Source organism: Herbaspirillum sp. WTB6, from assembly GCF_057457785.1.
Genome location: NZ_CP176522.1, coordinates 2,345,082 through 2,371,899, shown reverse-complemented (window position 1 = coordinate 2,371,899; position 26,818 = coordinate 2,345,082). Strand labels below are relative to the sequence as shown.

Below are 26,818 nucleotides of genomic sequence, written 5' to 3'. Positions count from 1 at the left end.
CCTCTATCAATCGATGCCGCCCAGATAGGCTTCCAGCACGGCCGGATTCTGCTGCACCTCGGCCGGCAAGCCCTCGGCGATCTTGCTGCCGAATTCCATCACCACCAGGCGGTCGGTCAGGTTCATCACGAAATCCATGTCGTGCTCGACCAGCAGGATGCTCATGCCTTCGGCCTTCAGCTTTTGCAGCAGTTCGGCCAGCGCCTGCTTTTCCTTGTAGCGCAGGCCGGCGGCCGGCTCGTCCAGCAACAGGAGGGTCGGGTCGCAGCACAGCGCGCGCGCGATTTCCAGGATGCGCTGCTGACCCAGCGCCAGGCTGCCCGCCTCTTCGTACAGCAGCTCGCCCAGGCCGACGCGCTCGAGCTGCTGCTTGGCTTCGAACAGCAGGGTCTGTTCTTCGGTCTTGTTGAGGCGCGCGATGCCAGTGAAGATGCCGGCGACATCGCCGTGCGTGCCGCGCAGGTGGGCGCCGATGGCGACGTTCTCCAGCACGCTCATCGCCGGCAGCAGGCGCACGTGCTGGAAGGTGCGGCCGATGCCGCGCCTGACGATCTCGCGCGAGGGCAGGCCGTCGATGCGCTGCAGTTGGCCGCCGCTGCGGAAGCGGATTTCACCGCTGGTCACAGGCAAGACGCCGGTGACCAGGTTGAACATGGTCGACTTGCCGGCACCGTTGGGTCCGATTAGGCCCATGATTTCGCCGGCGCGCACGGAAAATTCCAGGTCGTTGACCGCCACCAGGCCGCCAAATTCCTTGCGCGCCTGTGCCACTTCCAGCACCACTTCGTCGTCGGCATGGCGCGCGCGCATCGGCAGCGCGGCAGCCGCGGCCGGCGCCACCGCCAGCGGCTTTTGCGGAAACCATTGGCGGATGAACGGCCAGATGCCGTCACGCGCGCGCTGCAGCAGCAACACCATCATGATGCCGAACACGATGATTTCGAAGTTGCCGTTGCTGCCCAACAGCGCCGGCAGGATCGACTGCAACTGGTCCTTCAGCAACGTCAGCAGCGTCGCGCCCAGGATCGCGCCCCAGACGTAGCCGGCACCGCCGACCACCGCCATGAACAGGTATTCGATGCCGGCGTTCAAGCCGAACGGGGTCGGATTCACCGAGCGCTGCAGATGCGCGTACAGCCAGCCGGAAATCCCGGCCAACAGCGCGGCGATGACGAAGATCACGATCTTCATCCAGGCGGTGTTGACGCCCATCGCCTCGGCCATCACGCCGCCACCCTTCAGGGCGCGGATCGCGCGCCCCGGGCGCGAATTCAGCAGGTTCTGCAGCGCGACCACTGCCAGGATCACCACCAGCCAGATCAGGTAGTAGATCCTGTGGCCGGTATTCAGGGAAATCCCGAACAGGTCGATCGACGGGATGCCGTTGATGCCGTCGTACTTGCCAAGGAATTCCAGGTTGCCGAACAAAAAGAACAGCGACAGGCCCCAGGCGATCGTGCCCAGCGGCAGATAGTGGCCGGACAGACGCAGCGTAATCGCCCCCAGCGCGAAGGCGGCGACGGCGGTGATGACCAGGCCGGCTACCAGCCCGAGCCAAGGCGAGAGGCCGAACTGTGTGGAGAGGTAGGCGGTGGTGTAGGCACCGAGGCCGACGAAGGCTGCCTGGCCGAACGAGGTCAGGCCGCCGACCCCGGTTAACAGCACCAGGCCAAGCGCGACGATCGCGTACAGGCCGATGTAGTTGGCCAGCGTGATCCAGAATTCCGGCACCGGCAGCAGCGGCAGCAGCGCGGCGGCGGCGCTGAAGAACAGGAGGGACTTGCGCATCACTCTTCCTCCTCTTCGACCTGGCGCGAAGTCAGCGAGCGCCACAGCAGCACCGGGATGATCAGCGTAAACACGATCACTTCCTTGAAGGCGCTGGCCCAGAACGAGGAGTACGACTCCAGCAATCCGACCAGCACCGCGCCGCCGGCCGCCACCGGGTAGCTGCCCATGCCGCCGATGATGGCGCCGACGAAGCCCTTCAGGCCAATCAGAAAACCGCTGTCGTAATACACGGTGGTGAGCGGCGCGATCAGCACGCCGCACAGCGCGCCCATCGCCGCCGCCAGCACGAAGGCCAGGCGCCCGGCCTGGGTGGTTCCGATCCCGACCAGGCGCGCGCCCAGGCGGTTGACCGCGGTGGCGCGCAGCGCCTTGCCCGACAGCGTGCGTTCGAAGTACAGGTAGAGCCCGACGATCAACGCGATCGAGACGCCGACGATGACGATGCTCTGGCCGGTGATGGCGAGCGCACCGATCTCGATCCGGGCATCGGAAAACGGCGTGGTGCGCGAGCCCTCGGCGCCGAACATCAAGAGACCCAGGCCGGTCAGCGCGAAATGCACGCCGACCGCGACGATCAGCAGCACCAGCGTGCTGGCTTCGGCCAGAGGCTGGAACGCCAGCCGGTACACCATCGGCCCCATCGGGATCACGATCGCCAGCGTCAGCAGCACTTGCCATGGCAGCGCCAGCGCGGCGTTGCCGACACTCCTGGTCAGCGCGAAGATCGCCAGCGGAAACAGCACGAACTTGCCGAACGCGAGTCCAATCGCGCGCACGGCGCCGCGCCGGCGCTCGGCGCTGCGCAGGTTGGCCGCCACGTCAACCAGGAAGGTCAGCACGCCCATGCCGACCAGCAGCGTGGCCGATTGCGGGAACCGGTCCGACTGCAGCGCCGCCAGCGTCAGCGCACCGAAGGCGACGAACTCGCCTTGCGGGATGAAGATCACACGCGTGACCGAAAACACCAGCACCAGCGCCAGCGCCAGCAGCGCATAGATGGCGCCGCTGGTGATGCCGTCCTGCACCAGGATGGCGGCAATTGAAAAATCCATTCCGATTCCCGATTAATTTCAACAAGAAAAAGGCGCGATGCCGATCGCGCCTTTTCTGGAATATTGGCCTGCCGCTTTATTTTGCCGCGTCAGCCAGCTTCCATTTGCCGTTGACGATCCGTACCATCACGCGCGCGCGCTGGTCCAGCCCGAGGTGGTCATTCGGCCCCATGCTGAAAATGCCGTGCGCACCGGGCAGGTCCTTGACCTTTTCCAGCGCGTCGCGCAGCGCCTTGCGGAATTCCGGCGTACCGGGCTGGGCGCTCTTCAGCGCCACCGGCGCGGCCGCCCCCAGCAGCAGGCCGGCATCCCAGGCATGGCCGCCGAAGGTCGAGACGCTGCCGGCGCCGTATACTTTTTCATAGGCGGTCTTGTAGGTCATGGCCGACTTCTTGACCGGATTGGAATCCGGCAGTTGCTCCGCCACCAGCAGCGGACCGGACGGCAGCCAGGTGCCTTCGCAATCCTTGCCGCACACGCGCAGGAAGTCGTTGTTGGCGACGCCGTGGGTTTGATAGATCACGCCCTTGTAGCCGCGCTCCTTCAGGGTTTTTTGCGGTAAGGCGGCAGGCGTGCCGGCGCCGGCGATCAACACCGCATCCGGATTGGTGCTCATGATTTTCAGAATCTGGCCTGTGACCGAGGTGTCGGGACGGGCGAAGCGCTCGTTAGCGACGATCTCGATCTTGCGTACATCGGCCAGCTTGGCGAATTCCTTGTACCAGCCTTCGCCGTAGGCGTCGGAAAAGCCGATGAAGGCGACCCGTTTGATACCGTGGTCCGCCATGTGGCCGGTGATCGCGGTCGACATGTGGGAATCGTTTTGCGGCGTCTTGAAAATCCACGAGCGCTTGGCGTCGACCGGCTCGATCAGCATGGCCGAAGCAGCCATCGTGATCATCGGCGTCTTGGTTTCGGCGGCGACGTCGCTCATCGCCAGCGAATTGGGGGTGATGGTGGAGCCGATCAGCAGGTCAACCTTGTCCTCGGAAATCATCTTCCGCACGTTCTTGACCGCGGTGGTCGGGTCCGAAGCATCGTCCAGCACGATGTATTCGACGCTCTTGCCGGCGATTTCCTTGGGCAGCAGCGCGAAGGTGTTTTTTTCCGGAATCCCGAGCGAAGCCGCCGGGCCAGTGGCGGAGACCGACACGCCGACCTTGATCTGGGCCGAAGCGGCAGTAGCGAACGCCAGCGCCAAGAGCGGCGGCAGGACTACGTGCAGTAATTTGTTTTTCATTCCCTCATCTCCGTAACTGGGGTTGCCGCCGCGCTGGCGCGCATGGCGGCGATTCATCGATTCGCGGTGTTGCAGTGTAGCGGTTCAATTTCCATGGCACAAGCTTGGCGCCAATCACACCGCGTGCCGCAATTGCGTCAAGGCAACCTGTATTATGCCGTTGTTGTCTCCGATCGACCGTTCGTTTTTCCCCGTGAAAAAAATTTTCATGCTCCCGCTCGATCTCGCCAAGCTGATCATGCTCGCCGCCATCTGGGGCGGCTCCTTCATTTTCCTGCGCATCGCGGTGCCGGAACTGGGGCCGATGCTGACCGCCACGCTGCGGGTCGGCCTGGCCACGCTGGCGCTGGTCGGGTATGCCACCGCAATCGGGGTACGGATGGAATGGCGGCGCAACCTGAAGGCATATGCGCTGGTCGGCCTGACCGCCGCCGCCATACCGTTTGCCAGTTTCAGTTACGCCGCCCAGTACTTGCCGGCCGCCTACTCGGCGGTGCTGAATTCGACCGCGCCGCTGTTCGGCGCGCTGCTGTCGATTTTCTGGCTGTCCGAACGCTTGAGTCTGCGCAAGGCGGGTGGACTGCTGCTGGGCGTGGCCGGGGTCGCCATCCTGATGGGGGCCGGTGCGCTCGCCACCGATGCCCCGACGCTGCTGGCGGCGGGGGTCTGCATGTTCGCCGCGGCGTCGTACGCTGTGTCGTCGATCATCGTCAAGCTGCTTGGCCGCGCAGCCGGGCATCGGCCGATCGAACCGCTGGCACTGGCTACCGGGTCGATGGCATGGGGCACGCTGTTCCTGCTGCCGACGGTACCGTTCAGTCTGCCGGCGGCCGAACCGTCGCTGCTGGCCTGGGGCTGCGTGGCGGCGCTGGCGCTGCTGTCGACGGCACTGGCGCAAGCCACCTTCATTCCGCTGATCATGCGCATCGGCCCTACCCCGGCAATGTCGGTCGCCTTCCTGATCCCGTTGTTTGCGATGCTGTGGGGCGTCGTATTCCTGCAGGAAGCGGTGCAGTTATCGATGCTGATCGGCGCCGCGATCGTGCTGCTGGCAATGGCGTTGGTGCTGCCGACCAGCATCATGAAACCCTTCCGCAACCGCCCCTAGGCAAACTGCAGTAGCCGGGTATTTCCCAAGCGGCAAGCAGAGATTGCGTTAAATGTGCTATTTTGCAACATACTCCACGCCAACCCGCAAAACGACCAGCGGCTGGCGCGATCGCGTACCGGATCACCATGTCTGCCACTACTCCTAGCTTCGCCGTACAGCGCCCGTTCCTGACCGCGCTGGCACTTTCCCTGGGCGCCGCCGTATCGCTCGGCCTGACCCGATTTTCATACGCACTCCTGCTGCCACCGATGCGCAGCGACCTCGACTGGAGCTACCTGCTAGCGGGCGCGATGAATACCGGCAATGCGCTCGGCTATCTGATCGGCGCCTTGTTGACGCCGGCGCTGATGCGGCGCTTCGGCGCCCAGAAGACCCTGATCGGCGGCTGCCTGCTGGCGGCCGCCTTCATGCTGTGGTCAGGCTTTGAAATCCACACCAGCTTGCTGATGGCGCAGCGAATTCTGGCCGGCATCGCTTCCGCCTTTGTCTTCGTCGCCGGGGGTGTGCTGGCGGCACGCCTGGGCTCGCTGCATCCACGGCGCGCTGGCCTGCTGATCGGCCTGTACTACGGCGGCGTCGGCATCGGCATCGCGCTCTCCGCCTTGCTGGTGCCGCTGACCCTGGCGGCGGCGGCCGGCGCCCAGGCCACGCATGGCTGGCAATGGGCCTGGCTGGTGCTGGGCACCCTGTGCCTACTGGCCATCGCACTGATGGCCGCTCCAGCCGCCAGCATCGATGGCGCGCCGGCGGCCGCCAGCGGCGGCGGTCGCTTCCGTATTCGGCCATTTGCCTTCGGGCTGGCCGGCTACTTCATGTTCGGCGTCGGCTACATCGGCTACATGACGTTCGTGATTGCGCTGCTGAAGGAACAGGGCATGGGCACGCCGATGACCACGCTGTTCTTTACCGCGCTGGGGCTGGCGGTGGTCGCTTCGTCGCGCATCTGGGCCGGCATGCTGGACCATTTCAAGGGCGGCGAATCGCTGGCGATCCTGAACGGCCTGCTGGGGGTGGCGATCCTGCTGCCGGCGCTGACCGCCGCGCCGGCGGTCAGCTTCGCCTCCGGCCTGCTGTTCGGCGCGGTATTCCTGTCACTGGTCGCCTCCACCACCGCGCTGGTGCGGCACAACCTGCCGCAGGAAGCCTGGTCGGCCGGCATTGCCGCCTTCACCATTGTGTTCGCCTTTGGCCAGATCGTCGGGCCGGCGATCGTCGGCTGGATCGCCGACGGCGCCGGTGGCCTGCAGCGCGGCTTCCTGTATTCGTCGGCGGCCCTGTTCATCGGCGCGCTGCTGGCCTGGCGCCAACGGCCGCTAGTGCCGCCTGCAAACGACGGGATCTAGCTGCCGCGCTTGGATAAATAAATTCCCCACAGCAACAACACGCCGCCGACGATCTGCAGCGGCGCCAGCACTTCCTGGAACAGGAACCAGGCGGCGATGGTCGCGGTCAGCGGCTGGATCAGCAGGCTAACCGAGGCCAGCGTGGCCGGCAGGTGGGCGAAGGCGTAGGCGATCACGGTCTGGCCGCCGATCTGCGCCAGCAAGCCCAGTGCCAGCAGCGGCCACCATCCGGCAGCCTGCAGCGGGAAAAACGGGCCCGGCGCAAGCAGGGCGAACGGCAGCAGGGCGAGCGCGGTGATACTGGTGCTCCAGGCCATCAGGCGCGCGGTCGAATAGCGCTCGCGCGCATCCTTGATCACCAGTTGGTAGGCGGCGTAGAACACCGCCGAAAACAAGCCCAGGCCATCGCCCAGCAGTTTGCCGGCGCCATCAGCGCCACCGGCGTTGGGCCCGACCAGCAGCACCGCGCCGAGCAGGGCCAGCGCCATGCCGAGCAGGAACACGCGCGCAAAGCGCGCGCTGTGCGCCAGCCACATCCACAGCGCGAGAAATATCGGCGCGAAATTCGACAACAGGCTGGCGTTCGAGACGGTGGTGTAGTGCAGCGCCAGATGCCAGACGCCGATGTCGCCGGCGAAATAAATCCCGGCCAGCGCCAGCACCGGCGCGAAGTCGATCGACTTGCCGGCGGCGCGATCCTGCTTGCGCACCACGAAGGCCCACAGCCACAGCGGCGGCGCCGCCAGCGCCATACGCCAGAAGGCCGATGCCAGCGGACTGACGTCCGACCAGCGCATGAAGATGGCGCCAAAGCCGATGGCAACACCGCCCGTCAGCAGCAGCGCGAAGGCGCCGGCCGGAAATTTTGGAAGAGACATGAAAGATAAAAGAATGACGCGCCGCAGCGCGGCAAGACGGGCCCGCTCAGGTTAGCAACAGGGTGATCTGGGCGGCGGCGCCGTCCGACGGATTGTACCGAAAGCCGCTTTTGGCGAAACGCTGCCAGCGGCCCAGCACGTAGCTGGCGATCAGATTGGCGCGCAGCGCCGCTTCTTCTTCGCGCGCCTGGCCCTGGCTGGCGGCGATCCGCAGCGACTGCTTCAAGGCCAGTTCGATGCGCTCGACGAATTGGTTCATACGCTGCTGCAGCCGCTCGTCTTCGTTTACCAGCGCATCGCCGATCAAGACCCGCGTCATGCCGCGATTTTTCTCGGCGAAGTTGAGCAGCATGCCGGTGATCGAGTGCGCCTGCGCCAGGCCGTTTTCCTGCTGCTCGGCGATCTGGTTGATCAGGCCGAACACGGTCGCCTCGATGAATTCGATCAAGCCCTCAAACATCTGCGCCTTGCTGGCAAAATGCCGGTACAGCGCCGCCTCCGAGACATCGATTCTGGCCGCCAGCGCGGCGGTGGTGATCTTTTCGCCTTTCGGCTGCTCCAGCATCGCCGCCAGGGTCTGCAGGATTTGCAGTTTGCGTTCGCCGGGTTTAGTGGTTGCCATGTCGTTCTGATGGGTGAGCGGTCGGGAGCAGGTCGCTGCACGTTCACCAAACTTAGCGCAGCCGATGCAGGTTACCAGATAGTTGCCGCACCGACCTTATTTTGACATCGACATAGGGCGGATGCGGCACCCGCAGGCGCGGCGGCAAGCCGGCCGCCGCCCTCTCGCGCCGCTGCTGGCCGGCCAGATAGCCGGTCACCCACACGGTGCGCAAGCCCAGCGCTCGCGCCGCTTTCAGGTGGCCAGGCGTATCCTCGACCAGCACGCAGCGACCAGGGGCCACGCCTTCGCGCGCCAGCAGCTTGCGCAGTAATTGTGGCGCCGGCTTGGGCCGCAACTGGCCATGCACGCGCATCGATTCGATCGCGATGTGGCGCGCGAAATGGCGCTGCAGGCCGAGCTGGCGCAGCACCTGGCGCGAATAATCGAGCGGCGCGTTGGTCAGCAGGATCTTGCGCCCAGGCAGGCGCTTCAACAAATCGAGCAGGCCGCGTTCGGCGCGGATCAGCGCCGTCAAGTCGTCGAATTGATGCGCTTCGCGCAGGAAATGTTCGGGTCGCACCCGGTGGTGACGCACCATGCCGAGCAGCGTCGCGCCATAACGCCGCCAGTAGTCGAGCCGCACCGCGTTGGCGAGCTCGGGCGAAGCCGGCACACCATCCACTGCCAGTTCCTGCATCAGGAACGCATTCATGTTGTGTTTGATGGCGGGGAAGATCGCATGCGAGGCGTCGTGCAGCGTATTGTCCAGATCGAACAGCCAGAGCGTGGAAGGTTTTGACATACACCGGCAATTTGTAAAATTGCTGGTTAGTATAGATTCGTAACCAGAATGAAGAGGGTAGAAATTTTTTTGACCCGCTCCCGATTCTAAAGCAAAAGATCCGATTCACTCCGATGTTGCTCCCACCCGCCTCCCGGCTCAGAGCAAACTGATGCCAGCCAGCTGCAGCCGTGCCTCAATAAGACTGGCACCACCAAATCGCGAATCCTCTCAATGCAACAGCAAGACAAATTCAAACAAATCCTGGAACTTTTCCGCGCGATTTCACCATGCATGATCGCCTAGTTTCCGCAGGTTCCGAACCACATTGCTTACCTGCTATGTACTACCCGCCACCAGTCGGATCGTGCTTCATTTGCTCCGCACCGAGTCAGCCGGCGCAGAAGAATGTACTGACCAACAAGATCCGTGCCGACAATCAGAAACCCGACTTCACCTTGCACTTTCGTTGGTGCCGCCGACGAACAGCCTGGCCAGCCAGACGGCAAAAAGCAGCCCGGCGAGCGCGACCATCAGCCACCCAGCCTTCGTTTGCTGATCCGACAGGTAGTTGTTGCAAATGCGCACTGGGAGCGCGATATAGAGCCAGCCAACGACGGCCAGCATGCTGATGAAGTTGGTCAATATGAAGCCCTGACCGACGATCGGGAGCCGCGGCCAGGCCAGCGCCAAGGGTAGGCCGACCAGAGCGGGAAGACTGACGAACTTTGCCGTCTCCATCAGCGGGTCGGTCAACGCCGCATCCAGCGCGCGTGGCAGCATCCAGTAGCTTGATGCGAAGAGCGCCAGCAAAACACAGGGAGTTGCGCCGCCCGCAGCAGCAAGCAGCGAATCCTGCCATCGCAGCGGCAGCAAGCGGCCAGCGATGCAGCCGATCACCACGAGCAGTGGTATCTGTACCAGCATGTGGGCGCCCATCACGGCCTCCAGCGTGGTTCGTGCGGTCGGCATCGCCAGGAACAGGTACAGGACGCCGAGGCCGAACGGGGCATACCGGGACCGGGAAATCTTCAGAACCATGCGGCCACCCCTGCGGCAAACGTTATGGGCTGGTCAATGTCGCTGATCTGCGCCAGTTTGCCGTCGCGGCCGACCAGATGAATGGCCGCGTTATGTTCGAATCCGCCCAGTCGATCCGGAATCACGACGATGCCGAAGGCCGCAAGCAGCGGCTTCAGATCCGCCTTATTGCGCACCCGCGCAATGCGCCAGTGTTCGCCGTCGGCGCCATACGTATCGCCATACGCCTTCAGACTGGCCAAATCGTCCCGATCCGGATCAAAACTGATGCTGAGCAAGACGAACTCGCGCCCCAGCGCTTGCTGCGGCAGATGATCGCGGATCTGTCTAAAGGCCATACCCAGACTGCGGCAAATCGTGGCGCAGCGCGTATAGATGAACTCTACCGCCAGCAGCCGGCCCTGATAATCCTGCAGGCGAAAGGCACGGCCATCCTGATCTTCAAGGACGGCGGCCGGCAGCGCTCGTGGCGAGCGCTGGATGTCCAAACGGCGGGCGGTTTCGGCGGTGAAGGCACTGAAACCGTCGGTGCCCCACCAGAAGACGCCGATGCCCGCGAGGGTCACCAGCGCCGTGGCGGCGAGGCTCCGTTTTCCGTGTTTCAAGCGGCGGCACTGCGCGCCAGAGTAGCCCGTGGGTAGTCACGTCCGGACGAGCTCAAGCGGGTAAGGAAGCGGACGATGAACACCAGCACGGAAGCAATCACGAGTACCACGAAGACCGACGCGATGCGGTCGTATGGAACCCACTCGGGGAGATGCTCGGCGTAGCGGCGCGGCACGCTTTCCTTGCCCGAATAAAGGAAGCTCAGGATGAAGCCGAGCACACCGACGGTGAATCCCCAGAATGCAGCGCGGTCGAGCAGGCTGTCCTGCGCCTCCTGGTTGGGTTTGCCGATGTAATACATGAAACCGAATACCATCGCCACCATGCCGAGCAGCAGATAAGTATGGAAATGCCCCGGCACCCACAAGGTATTGTGCATCACGTAGTTGATCGTGATCGTGCCGTCGATGAACGCCGGCATCGTGCCGGCCGCCCAGCCGAACAGCGATACGAATAGCAACTTGGAGGCCATGTCCCAGCGGATACCCGAACGGTAGACGATCATCAGCGCACCGTAGCCGGTCACTACCAGGATCGGGAAGGTGTTCAGGTAGCCGATCACCTGGCCCATGATCAGAAACCATTTCGGGAAAGCGAAATCCATCAGCAGGTGATGCGGGAAGATGAACAGGACCATCACCGTGGACGCCGTCCACGAGGCGAGAAACACCCGGTTCGATTTCCACGGGCGCTGCGTGTAGCGCGGCAGGATCTCATAGACCGCAATCACCGCCATGTAGATGACGGCATTGATGAATATGTGGCCGAACACGTAGATCATGCCCTTGGCCAGCAGTGCATCAATGGCGAAGCCCGGGGAATAGAGGTTCACCAGCATCATGGTCAGGATGCTGGCGCCGACCACCAGGCCGACGATGTTGACGATGGTGACCATGGTGCTGGCGACTATCGTGGGCGGCGGCGCCTTGCCGTCGTCCTCCCCGAACAGCTGCGGCCAGCCGAGCGCGTGGGCGAAGTTGCCATAGCGGGCGATGATCGCGCGGGAGATATCCAGGTGCATCAGGAGGAAGCCGACACCAATCACCAGCAAGCCGCCCATGAACAGGGCCGCAGCTCCAGGACTCCACATGCCCATTGATTTCGACGGCAGCGGGTAGAGGAAGGTCCAGGCGCCGTGGAATTGGCCGAAAAGGACGCTTGCCAGGATCATGACGACGCCGACCAGGAACAACACCAGGTTGGCGACAAATATGCGTTGGGATAGGTCCACATATTGGCGCAGGAAGTGCCACATGATGGCAGCCCCGGCGATAGCGGTAATGCCGACCATGCCGGCGCCGTGCAGCGTCATGATTTTGTAGAACCAGACCGGTCCGACGGAAATGAGCTGCGCCTGCTCCAGACGCATTAGCAGGCCAAAAGACATCATCAGCAGCAATACGGCAGCTGCGGTGATCAGATAGGCCAACACGCTGGCTTTGGCTCCATGATCGGGAGCCGGGATATAGGTGTAGTTCGCCATGTCCAGTTCCTCCGTTACGGTTTAGAGGGCACCCACTTTGATTTCGGCCACCATGTTGTGGTGCGCGGCACCGCAGTACTCCAGGCACATGACTCTGTAAGTGCCTTCATCGCGGAAGGTGTGCCGGATGATGTTGGTGTAGCCGGGCATCGCCTGAGTCTGTGCAACCAGGCGCGTGTTGGCGTCATAGATGCCGAAGCCGTGGTTGACGTCCGCGCTGGTCACGCGAAACTCTACCGGCTGGTCCTTTGCCACGTGGTCACGACTCAGTTCCCAGCGCCATTGATGCCCGATTGCCTCGACAATCTGCACTGCGTCCGGGTTGTTGCTTCTCGCGCGGCTGGCGTCGTAGGGGAGCTCCAGAAGGGTGTAGATCATCACCGGTCCGAGCGTAAGTGCCAGCACCCAGAACAGCTTGGTGCGCAGGCCATAGGCGCGCTTTGTCAGGAGTGCGTAGTCTTCCTCCCGTGCGCCGGAATTAAGGGCGACGAAGGCAAACCCCAACGCCACGAGCAACATCAGGACCAAAGAAGCCTGCCAGGCGATCTGTTGGGACATGTGCTCCCCCTTTCTGTGGTTGCGTGAGAAACATCAGTTATTCGGCCAAGACCGGAGACGACTGGTGATGCTTGCTAAACGCATACGCCAGCGCCAAGGGCACGGTGCATGCGGGCAATCTTGCATACTTGCTTCACGTAACTACATAAGTCCGATACTAATCGATAGAATTGATGTAAATCAAGGATATTTTTAAAGAAATCTGAGTCACGGAATCGAATGAAGATATCCGCCCCCTGCATTTCGTTTTTCAACAGGATTCAACAAGGGAATGAGATGACCACTGCGACCCAATGAAATCGGAACGGTGCCGCCTGCCGGTGGCTAACCACTTGGCGGCGTGGTTGATGCGCATAGCGTTCATTCGCCAGCCGGTTAGGCAAATGTCATTTCAATTTTCATTGGGAAAGGGGACGGAACAGATAGTCACAGACCGCTGCCCGTGCCGCAGGACATTGCGATACACCTGCGGTTTTCAGCATCGAGCAGGGATGGCTTGCCTATAGCGCCGAAAACCACGGCAATTCGATGCTTGCGGAGGACTTGATGCGCAATGTGTGCAACCTGCAGGCCGAGACGCTTATCGAGGCCGATGTGATCAACATGGGGTAGGGGTCACCTCCCGAACTGGGACGACCTCTATGCCTCGGCGGTCGTCTCAATAATCGGAGAACCAGTAAGAACCCTATGCACGGGGCAACGATCCGCGATTTCAAGCAACTTCGCTAATACTTTATCTTCCGGCATTGGCTCGATGGTGACGATGCGGCGGAAACGATCTCTCTTTTCACCGCCAGTCGATGGTATCCATTCATGCTCAACCGAAATCGTGATCTTTCCGATGTCCCATTTTTTCTGTTGAGCGTACATTCGCATGGTCATGGAGGAGCATGCGGCCAGGCTCGACATCAATATTTCGATCGGGTCCGGCCCTGTGTCGCGTCCTCCCAGACCCTGCGGTTCGTCCGCAGTGAAAACATGACGGCGAGCGACGGCAACTTGACCGTAAGGACCTAATCCACTTTCACCTATAACCACTCGCCGCGTTCGATCGAATGCCTCACTCATACCTGGAAACTCCATTAAGTCCAATCAGGGTATTGTTGCCATACCGCTGATTAATAAAAATCATTCACATCGGCGGATTGACTTGAATCGGCCGCAGCCCATAGACAAACATATTCGCGTAATGAAGCGCCACCGTTTCCGGATCCAAAGGGCCGGAAACCCGATACCACTTGGGAATGATATTGATCGCGCTCATCAGCATGAGCACTACCAGCTTGGGCTCGGCCTTCGGGATGCGGCCCTGATCGATCAAGCTCTCGACCAGCTTGCGCAGCTTGGCATGCACCGCTTCCCTGCGTAGCTGAATTTCCACACGGTCCTGCTCGGGAAGCAACTCGATGTCGAGAAGCACCGCACCAGGGCTTTCATCCCCGATCAACAGAAGCACATAGGAATGGATGAATTTCCGTAAATGCTCAAGTGGATCTTCATCGAACGACTCCAGAAAAGCTCTCTCCAGCAATTCGGTTGCCAGCGTATGGCAGACTTTGAAAATATCCTGCTTGCTTGAAAAATAGTAGTAGATGATCGTCTTCGTCAGCCCGAGCCTGCTCGCGATATCTTCAACCGTAATCCGTTGATATCCGATAGAGCAAAACATTTCCCCCGCGACCCGGACGATTTCCGAGCGCTTCTGCTCACGGACGTGGGAGCGATCGAAAGGGCTATGAGAACTCAACGGTCAAGCATGGCATCGGGCAGCCATGTCGCAATTTGGGGGTACGCCAACAGAGCGGCAAGAGTCAATAACTCCAAGAATATGAATGGAATCACACCTCTGAACAGCTCACCTGTTCGAACTTGTCCCTTGAGTGCGCCCAATACCGCAAACAAATTCAGTCCTACCGGCGGTGTTATAGCCGCTATCTCAATCAATTTCACCACTAGCACCCCTAGCCAAATTGGATTGACGCCAAGATTCATTGCAATGGGGTATAGGAACGGCAAAGTTATGACCAGAACCGAAACGCCATCAACGAACAAACCAAGCACAAGGTAAATAATAACCACAATGGCAATAAATTGCGTCTTGCTAATGTCAAGCTGGACCAACAATGCAGACAATTCCGTCACCAATCCGGTCGAGATCAGGAACCGGGAAAACAGCAGTCCGGCTATAACAATCATGAACAGCGCGGTTGAAGTGATGGCAGCTTCGCGCAGCGCATCTGCCATGTCCCCCGCCTTCAGCTTGCGCCGCAGCAGCCCAATCAATACCGCGCCGGCGGCACCGACCGCACCGGCGGAGGACGGGGAAAACGCGCCCGAATAAATCCCCCCGAGCACCAAGGCAGCCAGCGCAATGACGAATACAACCGGTTTCAGCGAGGAAAATTTTTCCGCCCACGAAAACGGCTGCGCCGGAGCCGGCGCCCAGTTCGGATAGAAAACCAGCAGGATCCTGGTCCCGACGGCATATACGATTGCGGTCATGACACCCGGTATCAGGCCGGCCAACAACAGCGCGCCGATCGATTCGTTAGTCAGGATGCCGAACAACACCATGACCAGCGATGGCGGAATCATGGCCGACAGCGTACCGGCCGCCGCAATACATCCCGCCGCCACGCCGACCTTGTAACCGTAGCGCTTCATTTCCGGCAAAGCGATGCGGCTGAACACCGATGCCGCAACCACGGTCGAACCGGAGATCGCGGCAAATGCGGCAGACGACAGGATTGTCGACATAAAAAGCCCGCCTTTCATCGCTGAAGTAAAGCGATAAGCGGCGGCGTACAGGTCGCTGATGACGCCGATGCGTGCACAAACTCCGCCCATCAGCACAAACATCGGCACAACCAGAAAGGTATATTGGCTTGCTAGGCTATACGGCAACGTTTCCAGGGTCGCAAACAGGAATGTCGGACCGACGGAAAAATAGAGTCCTGCGGCTGCAACGATTCCAATCGCGTACGCGACGGGAATTCCCAATGCCAGAATCAGCAGCAGCGCTACGGCAGCGAGTCCAGAGAGTTCAAAGCTGCTCACGCGTTACTCCCGGAATTGTTCAATTCGAAACCCAGCATTGCCAGAAATGCTCCGACGGTGGATATCGACACCCCTGCCGCGCAGAGCATCTTAAATGGCCAAACGGGAAAGGCCCAGTATCCAACCGCAACTTCATCGATCTCAATGCTGTGATATACCAAGCGCCACATGAAGATCGAAACCAGCAGTTGAAAGCAGAATCCGAAAAGTGCCGCGAGCCGCGCAAAATGCGGCTTCCATTTTTCGCTCACATTTTCCCGAAGTAGATCAATCGAGATGTCGGCACCGGATTTTTGCACCATCGGCAGCGCCAGAAAAATCGCCGAGGCCAACATGACCTCCGACAACTCAAGCTTGAATGCAAACGGCTTGCCAACAAACTGTGCGATGACATCGAATGCTCCCAATACCGCCAGGAAGAGCAGGAATATACCGCTCAAGGCAACCGCACCTGTACAAATGACCGAATAGCCTTTGGCAACGTTCATTGTTAAAAGACCTCTTTGGGAAACATGACTAATAGCAGGCTCGCTTGGTTTTTCTATGTCACTTGACCATTGCAGCTTCCGGCTTCAACAAGGTCATAATTTCCGTAGTCACTTCCTCGTGACCTGCGGATTTCATTTTCTTGGCCCAAATATCGAGCGCAGAGGGCACTCGTTCGGCGAACTCACTCGGATTCGTCAGTTCGACAAAGCTCACTCCTTTGGCCGTCAGCGCTGGAACGGCCTTGTTCAATGCCTCTTGCGCCGCACTCACATCGCGAGCCGTAGCTTCCTCACCTACCTCCTGCAGAAGCTTCTGTACATTTTTCGGCAGCTTGTTGAACGTGGAGTTACTGGCCCAAATCTGCCAGGTCGAAAGAGCACCAAAGTTGATTCCACTGGCAAATTTCGCAACCTCATAGATCTTGGAAGCGAACATCTGGTCGTATGAGAGCAGTGTGCAATTCAGATTTCCCTTTTCAAGAGATTCATAGACCTCATTGGCGGGAGTATTGACGGGCACAAAGCCGGCTGCTTTATAGACGATCGGAATGTATTCGCCAACCGATCGGATTCGATAGCCCTGCATGCCAGCCAACGTTGCAACGGACTTGTTGCAAGCGACCCGGTAGGGATTCGCATAGTGGCTCATCATGAGCGTGACGTTATTTTTCCGATGCTCCTCCTGAACCTTCGGCATCTTGTAGACCTTCGACAGGGCCGCATGAGCGCGACTCACATCGGAAAAATTCCGCGGCAGGCTGCCCACGTTGGTTAGGCCGAATTGACGCGGATAGTAGCTCACTGGAAATGCGGCAAAATCCACCGCCCCGGAACCGACCAGGTTCAGCAGCTCACTCGCATTACCCATCGAGCCTGCCCAATAAATCTCAACCTCGATGGCTCCGTTTGAGCGCTTTTTCACCTCATCGGCGAACCATTGGTCGACGTCTGCTTGCGCAAAGGTGGCCGGCAAAAAATGGCCCATTTTCATTTTCATCTTGGGATACGTTGTATCCGCCTGCGCGCTCATGGCGACGCCTCCCAAGGCCAAGCCCATCGCGACTGTAGTCAATAAATTCCGCATTTCCATATCTCCTGAGTTTTATGATTTTTTAAATGACTATTTTGTTCGCGAACGCGCCTCGTCCCGTACCTGGCGGCGCAGGATCTTTCCGTAGTTATTCTTTGGAAGGGCATCGACAAACTCTGCTGTTCTTGGGCGTCGATCATTTGGCAGGCGTTCTTTCGCCCACCCCAGTAGTTCGGCATCGCTCACCGACGAACCCTTTTTTCGGACGGCGACCACATGCACCGTTTCTCCCCACAGGTCATCCGGCAGACCGACCACACATAGCTCTTCCAGCTCCGCATGCTGATAGAGCGTGTGCTCAATCTGCGTGGGGTAGACGTTCATACCGCCGGTGATGATCATGTCCTTCTTGCGGTCGGTAATGTAGAGATAACCTTGCTCGTCTTTGTAGCCGACATCTCCGGTTCTCTGCCAAATGCCATGCCGAATCTCCCTGGTTGCCTCCTCGTTCTTGTAATAGCCAACCATGAGTTGCGGGCCAGAGGTCGCAATCTCGCCAAGGCTGCCGGCTTCCAGGACGTTTCCTTCATCATCAAGAATCTCAATATCGGAAAACATCGTTGCACGGCCGCCCGAGGAAAGGATCGATGAATTCCCTTGCAATCCGTCAACGTGGTCTTGGCGGGTTAGTAGCGACACGGCAATCGGTGATTCCCACTGCCCGTAGCCCTGAACCATGACAGGCCCAAATAGCTCGAGCGCTTCCTGTAGCCGGTGCGTCGGGAACGGCGCGCCACCATATAGCAGGCAGCGTAAACGAAATTTTTTGGCCTGGGCTGGCGTGACATGCTGCATCAACAACTGAATCATGGTCGGCGCCATGAAGGTTGAAGACACGCCCTCGGACGCCAACAAATGATTGACGCGCCCAGCGTCGAAATGGTCGAGCAGCAAGAGCTTTGAACCCCTGAGCAAGGTCGGCATGACCAGGGAGCCCGTGGCGTGCGTCAACGGCGCAGCGAGCATGGCCACATCATTTTCCCCTTGCCAAGGGTCCATTTCGGCCGAATAGCAGTAGGTAATCCGCATCCAGTTCAGGTGCGAGAGCAATACACCTTTCGACTTCCCGGTCGTTCCAGATGTGAAATAAATGGAATGAGGCGCGTTCGCCGAAATCAGCGCCCGCTCACATGATGGGGAGGCCTTGGCAAGCAACGTCTCGTAGTTTTCGGCCCACGGGAACTGGCCGCCAACGCAGACATAGCGCTGGACCTCAAGCTGATCGCGGATCGCATCGATGACATCGACCAGCGACACGTCGAACACCAATACTTTGGCGCCAGCCAGATTGAGCGAATGAACATAGTCTTCAGCCGGCGCCTTCGAGTTCAGCAGAGTTCTGATGAATCCGCCAGTTGAACAGGCGAGATCCAGCTCCACCAGCTCATGCTTGTTCGGCATGATCCCCGCGACCACATCGCCGACGGAAATCCCATACATGCGCAACACATTGCAAAGTCTGGCAGTACGTTCAGCGAGCTGGGCGTAGGTTATCGAACGATCTTCGGATGCGATTGCGATGCGATCCTTGAATGATCGCGCCGCACTAAAAAATGCTCCAGAAATACTCATCAAGCGTCTCCATTAATTTATTTTTATCTGCCCAGCCGATACTGATTTTTATCTTCCTTGCCAATTTGGCTGGCGCTTCGCAACAAATGCACTAATCCCTTCGCTTGCATCCGGATGCGCCATGTTTCTAACCACCACTTCACCGGCATACTCGTACGCGTCGGAAAGCGGCATCTGGAGCTGGCGGTAAAACGCGTGCTTGCCGATCGACAGGGTATAGGTGGATTTCGATGCAATTTCCTCGGCAAGGCCGCGCACCGTATCGTCCAGTTGTTCAGGTTCGACGACCTGGCTCACCAGACCCACCCTGAGGGCGAAATCGGCGTCATAGAGACGCCCGGTTGCCAACATCTGCATTGCATGCTTTGGCAGGACGCTGCGCCCCAGGGCGACCATGGGAGTGAGGCACCACAACCCGATATTCACGCCTGGCGTGGCGAATTTCGAGGAACTTGAGCAAACGGCGAGGTCCGCTGTTGCTACGAGTTGGCAGCCTGCTGCGGATGCAATTCCATCCACTTGAGCAATCACGATCTGAGGTTGATCGCGAATTGCCTGCATCATCGCCGAACACCGTACTGACATCGATTTAAAGAATTCCGGATCGCTTTCGGCCGACATTTCCTTCAAATCATGACCGGAACAAAAAATCTTTTTTCCTACACCAGAAAGAACAATGACCCCGATTTTCTTTTCGGTACGCAGATCCAACAGATGCTGATGGAGCGCATCGATTGTCCCCAGGGACAAGCTGTTGCCCCGCTGCGGCCGATTAATAGAAAGATAAGAAATTGCGCCCTTATCTTCGCGGGTCACCAACACTTCATTCACATTGATCATGACATCTCCTTTATTTTTTTGAACTCTAAGGCATCAATATTGAATATGTCAACAATAAATTTGACCTGTAATTCAAATTAACGTAAAAGGACTGCCTACTGCCGCAGGAAGGCGGCGCAGGCCTCCACGGGACGGGGGCTCAGAGGGGTGCTTACGCTATGGATTTCTGCGTTGGGGAGCCAACGCTTGTGGAAAATGAGAGGGCGGATCAATGGAAAGATTTCCGGCCGCCGTTTTAAATTTAGGTATGAAGGGATGCGGATTTCACGATCAAAACCGCTTTGCACAGTGCAGTCAAGCCATCAGATCGGCGGCGGGTTTAGATAGTCCTGGATTTCCGGCAACAGGAAGCTAACGGACGGCCAGCGCCTGCACCAAGCTTGAAAAGTCGGCGTCCCAATCATCTCAGGCACAACAGCCACACTGCAGGCAGATCATGATGTTGAACGGGAGGAAATTAAGATCGCGCATAAGGCATCGCACGGCGTGTCCGGATTGTACATCCAGAGCGCCGAGCGGCTTTGCCGGACCGGAGTCTAATGACATACCCACAAGGTCGATGACAAATTTCCGTATATAAAGCAAGAGAAATTAGATCATACTCCCTATTTTTTGAGAAAATGGCTGCGCGCACCGTAATTCAATGCGAGCGAATCATCGTTCCGAATGCCTGTTCCGTCAGCACTTCCAGCAGCAGCGAATGCTCAATCCGGCCGTCGATGATGTGCACCGTGTTAACGCCCGATTTGGCGGCGTCCAGCGCCGATGAAATCTTCGGCAGCATGCCGCCGGAGATGGTGCCGTCGGCAAACATTTCATCGATCTCGCGCGCCGACAGGTCGGTCAACAAGTTGCCGGCCTTGTCCTGCACGCCGGCGATGTTGGTCATCATGATCAGCTTTTCCGCGCGCAGGATTTCGGCGATCTTGCCGGCCACCAGGTCGGCGTTGATGTTGTAGGCCTGGCCGTCCTCGCCGAAGCCGATCGGCGAGATGATCGGGATGAAGGCATCGTCCTGCAGGGCTTTCACCACCGCCGGATTGATGGCGTCGATCTCGCCGACGAAGCCGATGTCGATGAACTGGCCCGGATGCTCCTTGTCCGGCATCGCCATCTTGCGCGCGCGGATCAGGCCGCCGTCCTTGCCGGTCAGCCCGACCGCCTGGCCGCCGTAGTGGTTGATCAGCATCACGATGTCCTGCTGCACCTCGCCGCCCAGCACCCACTCGACCACTTCCATCGTCTCTTCGTCGGTGATGCGCATGCCCTGCACGAAAGTGCCCTGCTTGCCGACCTTCTTCAGCGCATTGTCGATCTGCGGGCCGCCGCCATGTACCACCACCGGATTCATGCCGACCAGCTTCAGCAGGATCACGTCACGCGCGAAGCCGTGCTTCAGGCGCTCCTCGGTCATCGCATTGCCGCCGTACTTGATTACAATGGTCTTGCCATGGAATTTGCGGATATACGGCAGGGCCTCGGCCAGGATCTCTGCCTTGACTTGCAGGGAAACGGCGCTAAGGTCGGTGGGATCGGTCATGTTGGGGTCCTGGCGGCAGGTAAATGGAATGGCGCGATTTTACAGCGAAAGCAGCAGCCGTTCCGGCCATTCGATGCGGTGCAACACGGCCTGCGCCGGTGGCCCCGAGGCCAAACAATCCAGCCGCCGTTGCGAGAAAAACAAGATTTAATTTTTCCGCCAGGACACTATGATTTACTTGGAATCTCCATACATAAAACAGCAATTCATCCAGGAGGGGACATGAAACAGATGACAGGAGCCGCCGGCACGGCGGCCATGCTTGGAGCGCTACTCCTGATGGTCGGCTGCAGCCGCGATGCGACGGTCAAGATCGGCGTGGTCGCGCCAATGAGCGGGGCGCTAGCGCAGTACGGCAAGGATATTGCGCATGGCGCCGAAATCGCGGTCGATGAATTGAACCGCGACAACTTCTGGATCGGCGGCAAGCGCGGCCGTTTCGAGCTGGTGATCGAGGACGACAAGGCGTCGCCGGAAGAAGGCAAGCGCGCCGCCCAGCGGTTGCTCGATGCCAAAGTGCATGCGGTATTCGGCCACTTCAACTCGGGCGTGACGATCGCCGCCGCGCCGCTATATGCGCAGGCCGGCGTCCCGCAACTGTCGGTCTCGACCAATCCGAAATACACGCGGATGGGCCTGAAAACCGCGTTTCGCATCACCGCCGACGACGTCGCGCAAGGCGCCACCCTGGGCCGGATGGTGAGCGAGAAATTGCGCGCCAAGTCGATCTACATGGTGGATGACAAGACCACCTTCGGTCTCGGCCTGGTGGAGGAAATCAGCAAGGTGTTCAAGGCCCGAAACATCGCGGCGCCGCAGGCCAGTGTCGACGCCAAGAACGCCGATTATGCGGCGCTGGCGCAAACAATCGCCACCGCCCGTGCGGACACCGTCGTCTTTGCTGGCGACGAGGCGGTCGGCCTGCCGCTGCTGAATGCGCTGCGCAAGGCCGGCTCGACGGCCCGCTTCGTTGCCGCCGACGCGATGTGCGACCAATCGACGCTGAAGAACGCGAAGGGCGACGCCAACGACGACTTCTATTGCACCATCGCCGGCGTGCCGCCGTCCTGGCTGGCCGCCGGCATCGGCTTCACGCAGATGTACCAGGCCAAGTTCGGCGCACCGGGCGCCTATTCGTCGCTCGCCTATGACGGCGTGCATGTGCTGGCGCAAGCGATGCAGCAGGCCGGCTCGACCGACCCGCGGATCTATTTGCCGGAACTGGCAAAAGGCTCGTTCGACGGCAAGATCCAGGGCACGGTGGAGTTCGACAGCAAGGGCGACGTCAAGGACGGCGAAGTGGTGGTGTTCCAGGCGATCGGCGGCAAGCTGACCGAGCAGCGCCGGCTGATGGGCGCCGGCCTGTAGCCGCGGGGCTCGCCTTCAACCGTTCGTGTGGCCCTCGGCCGGGCCGCACGGGCGCGCCTGCTGCGCCGGAAATTCGGCGCGCACTTGCTCGAACGCCGCCTGCTCCTCCGGCTCCAGCCCGCGCAACTGGAACGACTGTTTGCCGGGAGAGCTTCCACGCACATGGATGCGGGCGCCACGCAGGCCTTTCTTCTGCAGATTCGCCAATTGCGTACTGGCCCCCTCCTCGGTCTTGAATACACCCAGAGAAATCGCCCCGGGCAGGATTGCCGCCTGCGGCAGGACGAAAAAATCCTTGACCTCGAGCCGCTGCAACTCGGCGCTCTGACGCTCCAGCGCGGCACGGTCGGCCGGCGCTGGCAGGTAGACCATGTAACCGCTGGCGCCATCGTGTCCGCCCAGTGCGCGCGCCACGGTCTTGCCTTGCAAGCCGAGCGCCGCCAGTTGCGCCGCGAAACGCTGGCCGTCGGCGGCGCCAAAATCGCCAATCTCGACGCAGGCCGCGGCCACCGGCGCTTGCGGCGCGGCCGCAGGCGCCGCCGCGCTGGCAGGCAGCGGCGCAATGGCAGCCCGGGCGCTGCTCTCGCTGAGCAGTTTTATCTGGTCGGCCTGCAGTTGCGAACGCATGCGCTCGGCTTCGTGGCGCTCGCTGCCGCTGCTGCCGAGATAGCCTTGATGCAGCGCGAACAGCACGCCATTGGCCAGCAGCAAGATCCAGAAAAACAGCTTCAACATGTCGCCTCATCCTCCATCGCCGCCACCTGCAAGCCGATCAGCACCAGGTTGTCCACCCGTTCGCAGGGCACGGCCAGATGCGGCGCAATCCAGGCCGCCGCCCCGCCCGCCAGCACGCAGCGCGGCGCGCCGGCCGTGGGCGCACGCGCATGCAGCGCCAGCGCGTGTTCAATGGCGCCGACCTGGGCCGCGATACAGCCGCTGACGATCGCGTCCAGCGTATTATCGGCGAACTTGTCGAGCGCGGCCGTCTGCGGCGCTGCCTGCGGCAGTTGCGCAGTATTGCTGGCCAGCGCACGCGCCATCAATTCGAGTCCGGGCAGGATCATGCCGCCCAAAAATACGCCGTCCGCCGTCAGCGCATCGATCGTGGTCGCGGTGCCGCAGTGAACGACGATCAGCGGCCGGGCCGGAAACAGCGCATGGGCGCCGATCGCGGCGGCGAAGCGGTCGCAGCCAAGCTGCTCCGGATCGCGGTAAGCATTGCGCACGCCGGCCAGGGCCGGCAACGAGGCGAACCATTGCAGCCGCACGGCGGCGCCGAACGCCTGCCGCAGCTGCCGCTCCAGTTGCGCGCGCAGGGCGGCGCCGGCCACGTTCGACACCAGCACGCGAGTCACCGCCGCGTTGGCCGCCGCCGCGCCGCACCAGGCCGCCGCCAGTTGTTCGACCTGTTCCCGGGCGCAGGCGCCGGCTTGCCGCCAGCGCCCCAGGGCCGCGCCGGCGGCTGGCGCGCCGCCTTCGAGCATGGCCCACTTGATCGAGGTATTGCCGGCATCCACCAATAGCCACATGGCTCACGCTCCCTGCAGGCGCAGCGAAACGTCGCCGGCCATCACCGGCAGCACGCCGGCCGCAGTCTGCAGCAGCAGGCAGCCGCTGGCATCCACCCCCTGCGCCACGCCCTGCTGCACGATGTTGCCGTGATCCAGCAACACCACCGGCTGGCCGGCATACGCATGGTGCCGGTTCCAGCGTTCGCAAAACATCGCAAAGCCGTATTGTTCGAACTGCAGCAGCGTATCGGCCAGGCCGCTCAGCAACTCGGCCAGCAGCAATTCCGGCTCGACCCGCAGCAGCTCCGGCATGGCCGCCGCCGCGGCCTCGTCGTCCAGAGCCGGCGGCAACAGATTCAGGCCAACGCCGATTACGGCCCAGCAGCCTTCGGCGCGCGGATAGGACGGCGTTGCGGTCTCGATCAGCACGCCGCCAACTTTTTTGCCGTCGCGCAGCAGGTCGTTCGGCCATTTCAGTTGCAACGGCAGATTGAAGCCGTCCAGCACTTCGGCAATGCCGACACCGATCGCCAGCGGCAGGCCGATCAACTGATGCAGCGGCTGCGCAAAGCGCCACGCCAGCGAAAAGGTCAGCGAGGCGCCCGGGGCCGACTGCCAGGAACGCCCGGCACGCCCGCGCCCTGCGCTCTGGCTGGCGGCCACCAGCAGCGTCGGCTGCGTCAGGCGCTCGACTTGGGCCAGCAGGTCGGCATTGGTCGATCCGGTGCTGGCGACAGTTCGAATCTCGATCTGCTGCGCGCTGCTGCGCAAGTGGGCGGCAATCTGGGCTGCCGAAAGTGGGGAAGTCATGCCGCGCATTGTAACGGTAGGCCGCCGGCGATGACACGGCCGTTGCGGCCGGCCAGCACGCCGCGTTTGGCACGTGACCGCCCACCCGTTTGCCCTTAAACTTGCCACATGCCTAATCAACAAGCGTCGCCGCCCACCCTGGAACTGCTACACGGCTCGATCGTGCGCGCGCGCGGCGACTGGCAAGTCCAGCAACTGGCGCATGCCGACATCACCGACGCCATCCAGGCGCAATTGCGGCGCTTGCCGCCCGGCGCCGCCTGGGACCTGTCGCAGATCGGCGCGCTCGACCACTTCGGCGCGCAGTTGCTGTGGAATGCCTGGAATCGCCGGCAGCCGGCGCAGTTGCAGTTGCAGCCACGCAACGCACAAATCTTCGAACGGCTGGCGCAGCAGCCGCTGCCGGCACTCCCCACGCCAGTGCGCACACCGTGGCTATCGCCAACCAGGCTGAACCGGCGACTGCAGCAAGTGCTGGAACAGTTGCTCGGCTTCGTTAGCCTGCTCGGGCAATTGGTGCTGGACCTGGCGCGCTTCGCCAGGGCGCCGCAGCGCGGGCCGTGGAAGGAAATCTCGGCCAATGTGTTTCATGCCGGCTACCAGGCGCTCGGCATCACGGCGCTGGTCGGATTCCTGATCGGCATCGTACTTTCCTACCTGTCGGCGCAGCAGTTGCGCACCTTCGGCGGCGACGTCTACCTGGTCAACATCCTCGGCATGAGCATCATCCGCGAGCTGGGGCCGCTTTTGGCGGCGATCCTGGTGGCCGGCCGTTCCGGCTCGTCGATCACCGCGCAATTGGGTGTGATGCGCGTCACCGAGGAACTCGACGCGATGCTGGTGATGGGCTTGCCGCACGGCTTTCGCCTGATCATGCCGAAAGTGCTGGCGCTGGCGCTGGTGATGCCGCTGCTGGTGATCTGGACCGACGCCGTGGCACTGTTCGGCGGCATGGTGGCGGCCAAGATGGAGCTCGGGATCTCGATCCGCTATTTCATTGCCGCGCTGCCGGATGCGGTGCCGCTGCCGAATTACTGGATCGGCCTCGGCAAGGGCGTGACCTTCGGCGCGCTGATCGCGCTGGTGGCCTGCCATTTCGGCTTGCGCATCGAACCGAACACCGAGAGCCTGGGGCGCGGCACCACCACCTCGGTGGTGACGGCGATCACGATCGTGATCCTGGCCGACGCGATTTTTGCGATCGTGTTCAACGACGTCGGATTTTATTGATGGCGGTGCAGAATCCTTCGGGCCCGCCGCCGGTGATCCGCATCCGCAATCTGTGGAAACAGTTTGGCGATTTCACGGTCCATCAAAGCCTGAACCTGGAAGTGCCGCAAGGCGCGATCGTGTCGCTGGTGGGCGGTTCCGGCTCCGGCAAGACCACGCTGCTGCGCCAGATCCTCGGCTTGGAACAGCCGTCGCGCGGCGTCATCGAAGTGTTCGGCACCGACATCTGCCGCGCCGACGGCGCGCAACTGCAGGCGATGCGCAACCGCTGGGGCATGCTGTTCCAGCAGGGCGCGCTGTTTTCGGCGCTGACCGCATTCGACAACGTGGCGCAGCCGATGCGCGAGTTGCGCCGCCTACCGGAGCCGGTGATCCGCGACGCGGTGCTGCTGAAGCTGGGCATGGTCGGCATCACGCCGAAGGATGCGCTGAAGATGCCAGCCGAGCTGTCCGGCGGCATGATCAAGCGGGTGGCGCTGGCACGCGCGCTGGCGCTGGAGCCGGAATTGCTGTTCCTGGACGAGCCGACTGCCGGTCTCGACCCGGATCGCTCCGATAGTTTCGTCGACCTGATCCGCTCGCTGCATCGCGAACTGGAGCTGACGGTGGTGATGGTGACGCACGATCTGGACACGATTTTTGCGCTGTCCACTGCGATCGCGGTGCTGGCCGACAAGCACGTGGTGGTCTGCGCTCCACCGCGTCAGGTGATCGAGTTCGAGCATCCGTTCATCCGCCATTTCTTCCTTGGCCCGCGCGGCCGCCGGGCGCTGCAAGTACTGGACGAAACGCCCGCGGCGCCAGCGCCGCGCACCTGAAGTTCG

The 26,818-nt window shown here is 61.1% G+C and carries 26 protein-coding genes; 5 read left to right on the top strand and 21 right to left on the bottom strand.

All coding sequences use genetic code 11. From position 1 onward, the window contains the following. Window positions 1-6: 6 nt before the first annotated feature. From ACK2VC_RS11065 to ACK2VC_RS11055, 3 genes are all read right to left on the bottom strand, one after another. Window positions 7-1,788 (bottom strand): branched-chain amino acid ABC transporter ATP-binding protein/permease, encoded by a 1,782-nt coding sequence (locus ACK2VC_RS11065; protein WP_486730406.1) that lies wholly within the window; start codon window positions 1,786-1,788, stop codon window positions 7-9. After that, window positions 1,788-2,843, bottom strand: coding sequence for a branched-chain amino acid ABC transporter permease (locus ACK2VC_RS11060; RefSeq protein WP_486730405.1), 1,056 nt, complete (start codon window positions 2,841-2,843; stop codon window positions 1,788-1,790). The genes ACK2VC_RS11065 and ACK2VC_RS11060 overlap by 1 nt, the downstream gene beginning before the upstream one ends. Window positions 2,844-2,919: 76 nt before the next feature. Beyond that, on the bottom strand, window positions 2,920-4,083 hold the full coding sequence (locus ACK2VC_RS11055) for an ABC transporter substrate-binding protein (RefSeq protein ID WP_486730404.1): 1,164 nt from the start codon (window positions 4,081-4,083) through the stop codon (window positions 2,920-2,922). Window positions 4,084-4,291: 208 nt separating this feature from the next. On the opposite strand from ACK2VC_RS11055, the gene ACK2VC_RS11050 reads away from it, so the two are divergent. Further along, entirely contained in the window at window positions 4,292-5,191 is a 900-nt protein-coding gene (locus ACK2VC_RS11050) for a DMT family transporter (protein ID WP_486730403.1), read from the top strand. Between the two features lie 128 nt (window positions 5,192-5,319). Next, window positions 5,320-6,537 (top strand): YbfB/YjiJ family MFS transporter, encoded by a 1,218-nt coding sequence (locus ACK2VC_RS11045; protein ID WP_486730402.1) that lies wholly within the window; start codon window positions 5,320-5,322, stop codon window positions 6,535-6,537. Here the strand turns inward: ACK2VC_RS11045 and ACK2VC_RS11040 are convergent. From ACK2VC_RS11040 to argB, 15 genes are all read right to left on the bottom strand, one after another. Next, window positions 6,534-7,415: a DMT family transporter gene (locus tag ACK2VC_RS11040; RefSeq protein WP_486730401.1), complete on the bottom strand. Its 882-nt coding sequence runs from the start codon at window positions 7,413-7,415 to the stop codon at window positions 6,534-6,536. The genes ACK2VC_RS11045 and ACK2VC_RS11040 overlap by 4 nt on opposite strands. A gap of 46 nt (window positions 7,416-7,461) precedes the next feature. Beyond that, window positions 7,462-8,037 carry a nucleoid occlusion factor SlmA gene (gene slmA / locus ACK2VC_RS11035; protein WP_486730400.1) on the bottom strand — a complete coding sequence of 192 codons (576 nt, stop codon included), beginning with the start codon at window positions 8,035-8,037 and terminating at the stop codon, window positions 7,462-7,464. A 52-nt stretch (window positions 8,038-8,089) separates the two neighbouring features. Further along, complete coding sequence (locus tag ACK2VC_RS11030) at window positions 8,090-8,821, bottom strand: pyrimidine 5'-nucleotidase (RefSeq protein ID WP_486730399.1); 732 nt, start codon at window positions 8,819-8,821, stop codon at window positions 8,090-8,092. Window positions 8,822-9,253: 432 nt separating this feature from the next. Further along, a complete protein-coding gene (locus ACK2VC_RS11025; RefSeq protein ID WP_486730398.1) occupies window positions 9,254-9,841 on the bottom strand; it encodes a hypothetical protein in 588 nt (195 codons plus the stop codon). Further along, entirely contained in the window at window positions 9,832-10,446 is a 615-nt protein-coding gene (locus tag ACK2VC_RS11020) for an SCO family protein (RefSeq protein WP_486730397.1), read from the bottom strand. The genes ACK2VC_RS11025 and ACK2VC_RS11020 overlap by 10 nt, the downstream gene beginning before the upstream one ends. Next, window positions 10,443-11,930, bottom strand: a complete 1,488-nt coding sequence (locus ACK2VC_RS11015) for a cbb3-type cytochrome c oxidase subunit I (RefSeq protein ID WP_486730396.1) — start codon at window positions 11,928-11,930, stop codon at window positions 10,443-10,445. Before ACK2VC_RS11015 ends, ACK2VC_RS11020 begins: the two co-directional genes overlap by 4 nt. A 21-nt stretch (window positions 11,931-11,951) precedes the next feature. Continuing rightward, complete coding sequence (locus tag ACK2VC_RS11010) at window positions 11,952-12,488, bottom strand: hypothetical protein (RefSeq protein WP_486730394.1); 537 nt, start codon at window positions 12,486-12,488, stop codon at window positions 11,952-11,954. Between the two features lie 639 nt (window positions 12,489-13,127). Beyond that, complete coding sequence (locus ACK2VC_RS11005; RefSeq protein WP_486730393.1) at window positions 13,128-13,556, bottom strand: OsmC family protein; 429 nt, start codon at window positions 13,554-13,556, stop codon at window positions 13,128-13,130. A gap of 64 nt (window positions 13,557-13,620) precedes the next feature. Beyond that, the gene (locus ACK2VC_RS11000) at window positions 13,621-14,235 is read right to left on the bottom strand and encodes a TetR/AcrR family transcriptional regulator (RefSeq protein ID WP_486730392.1); all 615 of its coding nucleotides are present in this window, start codon (window positions 14,233-14,235) and stop codon (window positions 13,621-13,623) included. Next, on the bottom strand, window positions 14,232-15,545 hold the full coding sequence (locus tag ACK2VC_RS10995; RefSeq protein WP_486730391.1) for a TRAP transporter large permease: 1,314 nt from the start codon (window positions 15,543-15,545) through the stop codon (window positions 14,232-14,234). The genes ACK2VC_RS11000 and ACK2VC_RS10995 overlap by 4 nt, the downstream gene beginning before the upstream one ends. After that, on the bottom strand, window positions 15,542-16,033 hold the full coding sequence (locus ACK2VC_RS10990) for a TRAP transporter small permease subunit (RefSeq protein WP_486730390.1): 492 nt from the start codon (window positions 16,031-16,033) through the stop codon (window positions 15,542-15,544). The genes ACK2VC_RS10995 and ACK2VC_RS10990 overlap by 4 nt, the downstream gene beginning before the upstream one ends. Window positions 16,034-16,091: 58 nt before the next feature. Beyond that, window positions 16,092-17,063 carry a TRAP transporter substrate-binding protein DctP gene (gene dctP / locus ACK2VC_RS10985; protein ID WP_486730389.1) on the bottom strand — a complete coding sequence of 324 codons (972 nt, stop codon included), beginning with the start codon at window positions 17,061-17,063 and terminating at the stop codon, window positions 16,092-16,094. A 90-nt stretch (window positions 17,064-17,153) separates the two neighbouring features. After that, the gene (locus ACK2VC_RS10980; protein WP_486730388.1) at window positions 17,154-18,695 is read right to left on the bottom strand and encodes an AMP-binding protein; all 1,542 of its coding nucleotides are present in this window, start codon (window positions 18,693-18,695) and stop codon (window positions 17,154-17,156) included. A 48-nt stretch (window positions 18,696-18,743) separates the two neighbouring features. After that, window positions 18,744-19,535, bottom strand: a complete 792-nt coding sequence (locus ACK2VC_RS10975) for an enoyl-CoA hydratase (RefSeq protein WP_486730387.1) — start codon at window positions 19,533-19,535, stop codon at window positions 18,744-18,746. A 640-nt stretch (window positions 19,536-20,175) separates the two neighbouring features. Further along, window positions 20,176-21,075 carry an acetylglutamate kinase gene (argB, locus tag ACK2VC_RS10970; RefSeq protein WP_486730386.1) on the bottom strand — a complete coding sequence of 300 codons (900 nt, stop codon included), beginning with the start codon at window positions 21,073-21,075 and terminating at the stop codon, window positions 20,176-20,178. A 222-nt stretch (window positions 21,076-21,297) separates the two neighbouring features. On the opposite strand from argB, the gene ACK2VC_RS10965 reads away from it, so the two are divergent. Then, the gene (locus ACK2VC_RS10965) at window positions 21,298-22,443 is read left to right on the top strand and encodes a branched-chain amino acid ABC transporter substrate-binding protein (RefSeq protein ID WP_486730385.1); all 1,146 of its coding nucleotides are present in this window, start codon (window positions 21,298-21,300) and stop codon (window positions 22,441-22,443) included. Window positions 22,444-22,458: 15 nt separating this feature from the next. Here the strand turns inward: ACK2VC_RS10965 and ACK2VC_RS10960 are convergent, their stop codons facing one another. Genes ACK2VC_RS10960 through ACK2VC_RS10950 form a run of 3 tightly spaced genes read right to left on the bottom strand, consistent with a single transcriptional unit; the run spans window position 22,459 to window position 24,764 of the window. Next, entirely contained in the window at window positions 22,459-23,178 is a 720-nt protein-coding gene (locus ACK2VC_RS10960) for a hypothetical protein (RefSeq protein ID WP_486730384.1), read from the bottom strand. Further along, a complete protein-coding gene (locus ACK2VC_RS10955; RefSeq protein ID WP_486730383.1) occupies window positions 23,172-23,972 on the bottom strand; it encodes a type III pantothenate kinase in 801 nt (266 codons plus the stop codon). Before ACK2VC_RS10955 ends, ACK2VC_RS10960 begins: the two co-directional genes overlap by 7 nt. 3 nt (window positions 23,973-23,975) lie before the next feature. After that, the gene (locus ACK2VC_RS10950; RefSeq protein ID WP_486730382.1) at window positions 23,976-24,764 is read right to left on the bottom strand and encodes a biotin--[acetyl-CoA-carboxylase] ligase; all 789 of its coding nucleotides are present in this window, start codon (window positions 24,762-24,764) and stop codon (window positions 23,976-23,978) included. 108 nt (window positions 24,765-24,872) lie between these two features. Between ACK2VC_RS10950 and ACK2VC_RS10945 the strand changes: the two genes are divergently transcribed. After that, window positions 24,873-25,994, top strand: coding sequence for an MlaE family ABC transporter permease (locus tag ACK2VC_RS10945; RefSeq protein ID WP_486730381.1), 1,122 nt, complete (start codon window positions 24,873-24,875; stop codon window positions 25,992-25,994). Beyond that, window positions 25,994-26,812 (top strand): ABC transporter ATP-binding protein, encoded by an 819-nt coding sequence (locus tag ACK2VC_RS10940; protein ID WP_486730380.1) that lies wholly within the window; start codon window positions 25,994-25,996, stop codon window positions 26,810-26,812. Before ACK2VC_RS10945 ends, ACK2VC_RS10940 begins: the two co-directional genes overlap by 1 nt. The last annotated feature ends 6 nt before the right edge of the window (window positions 26,813-26,818 follow it).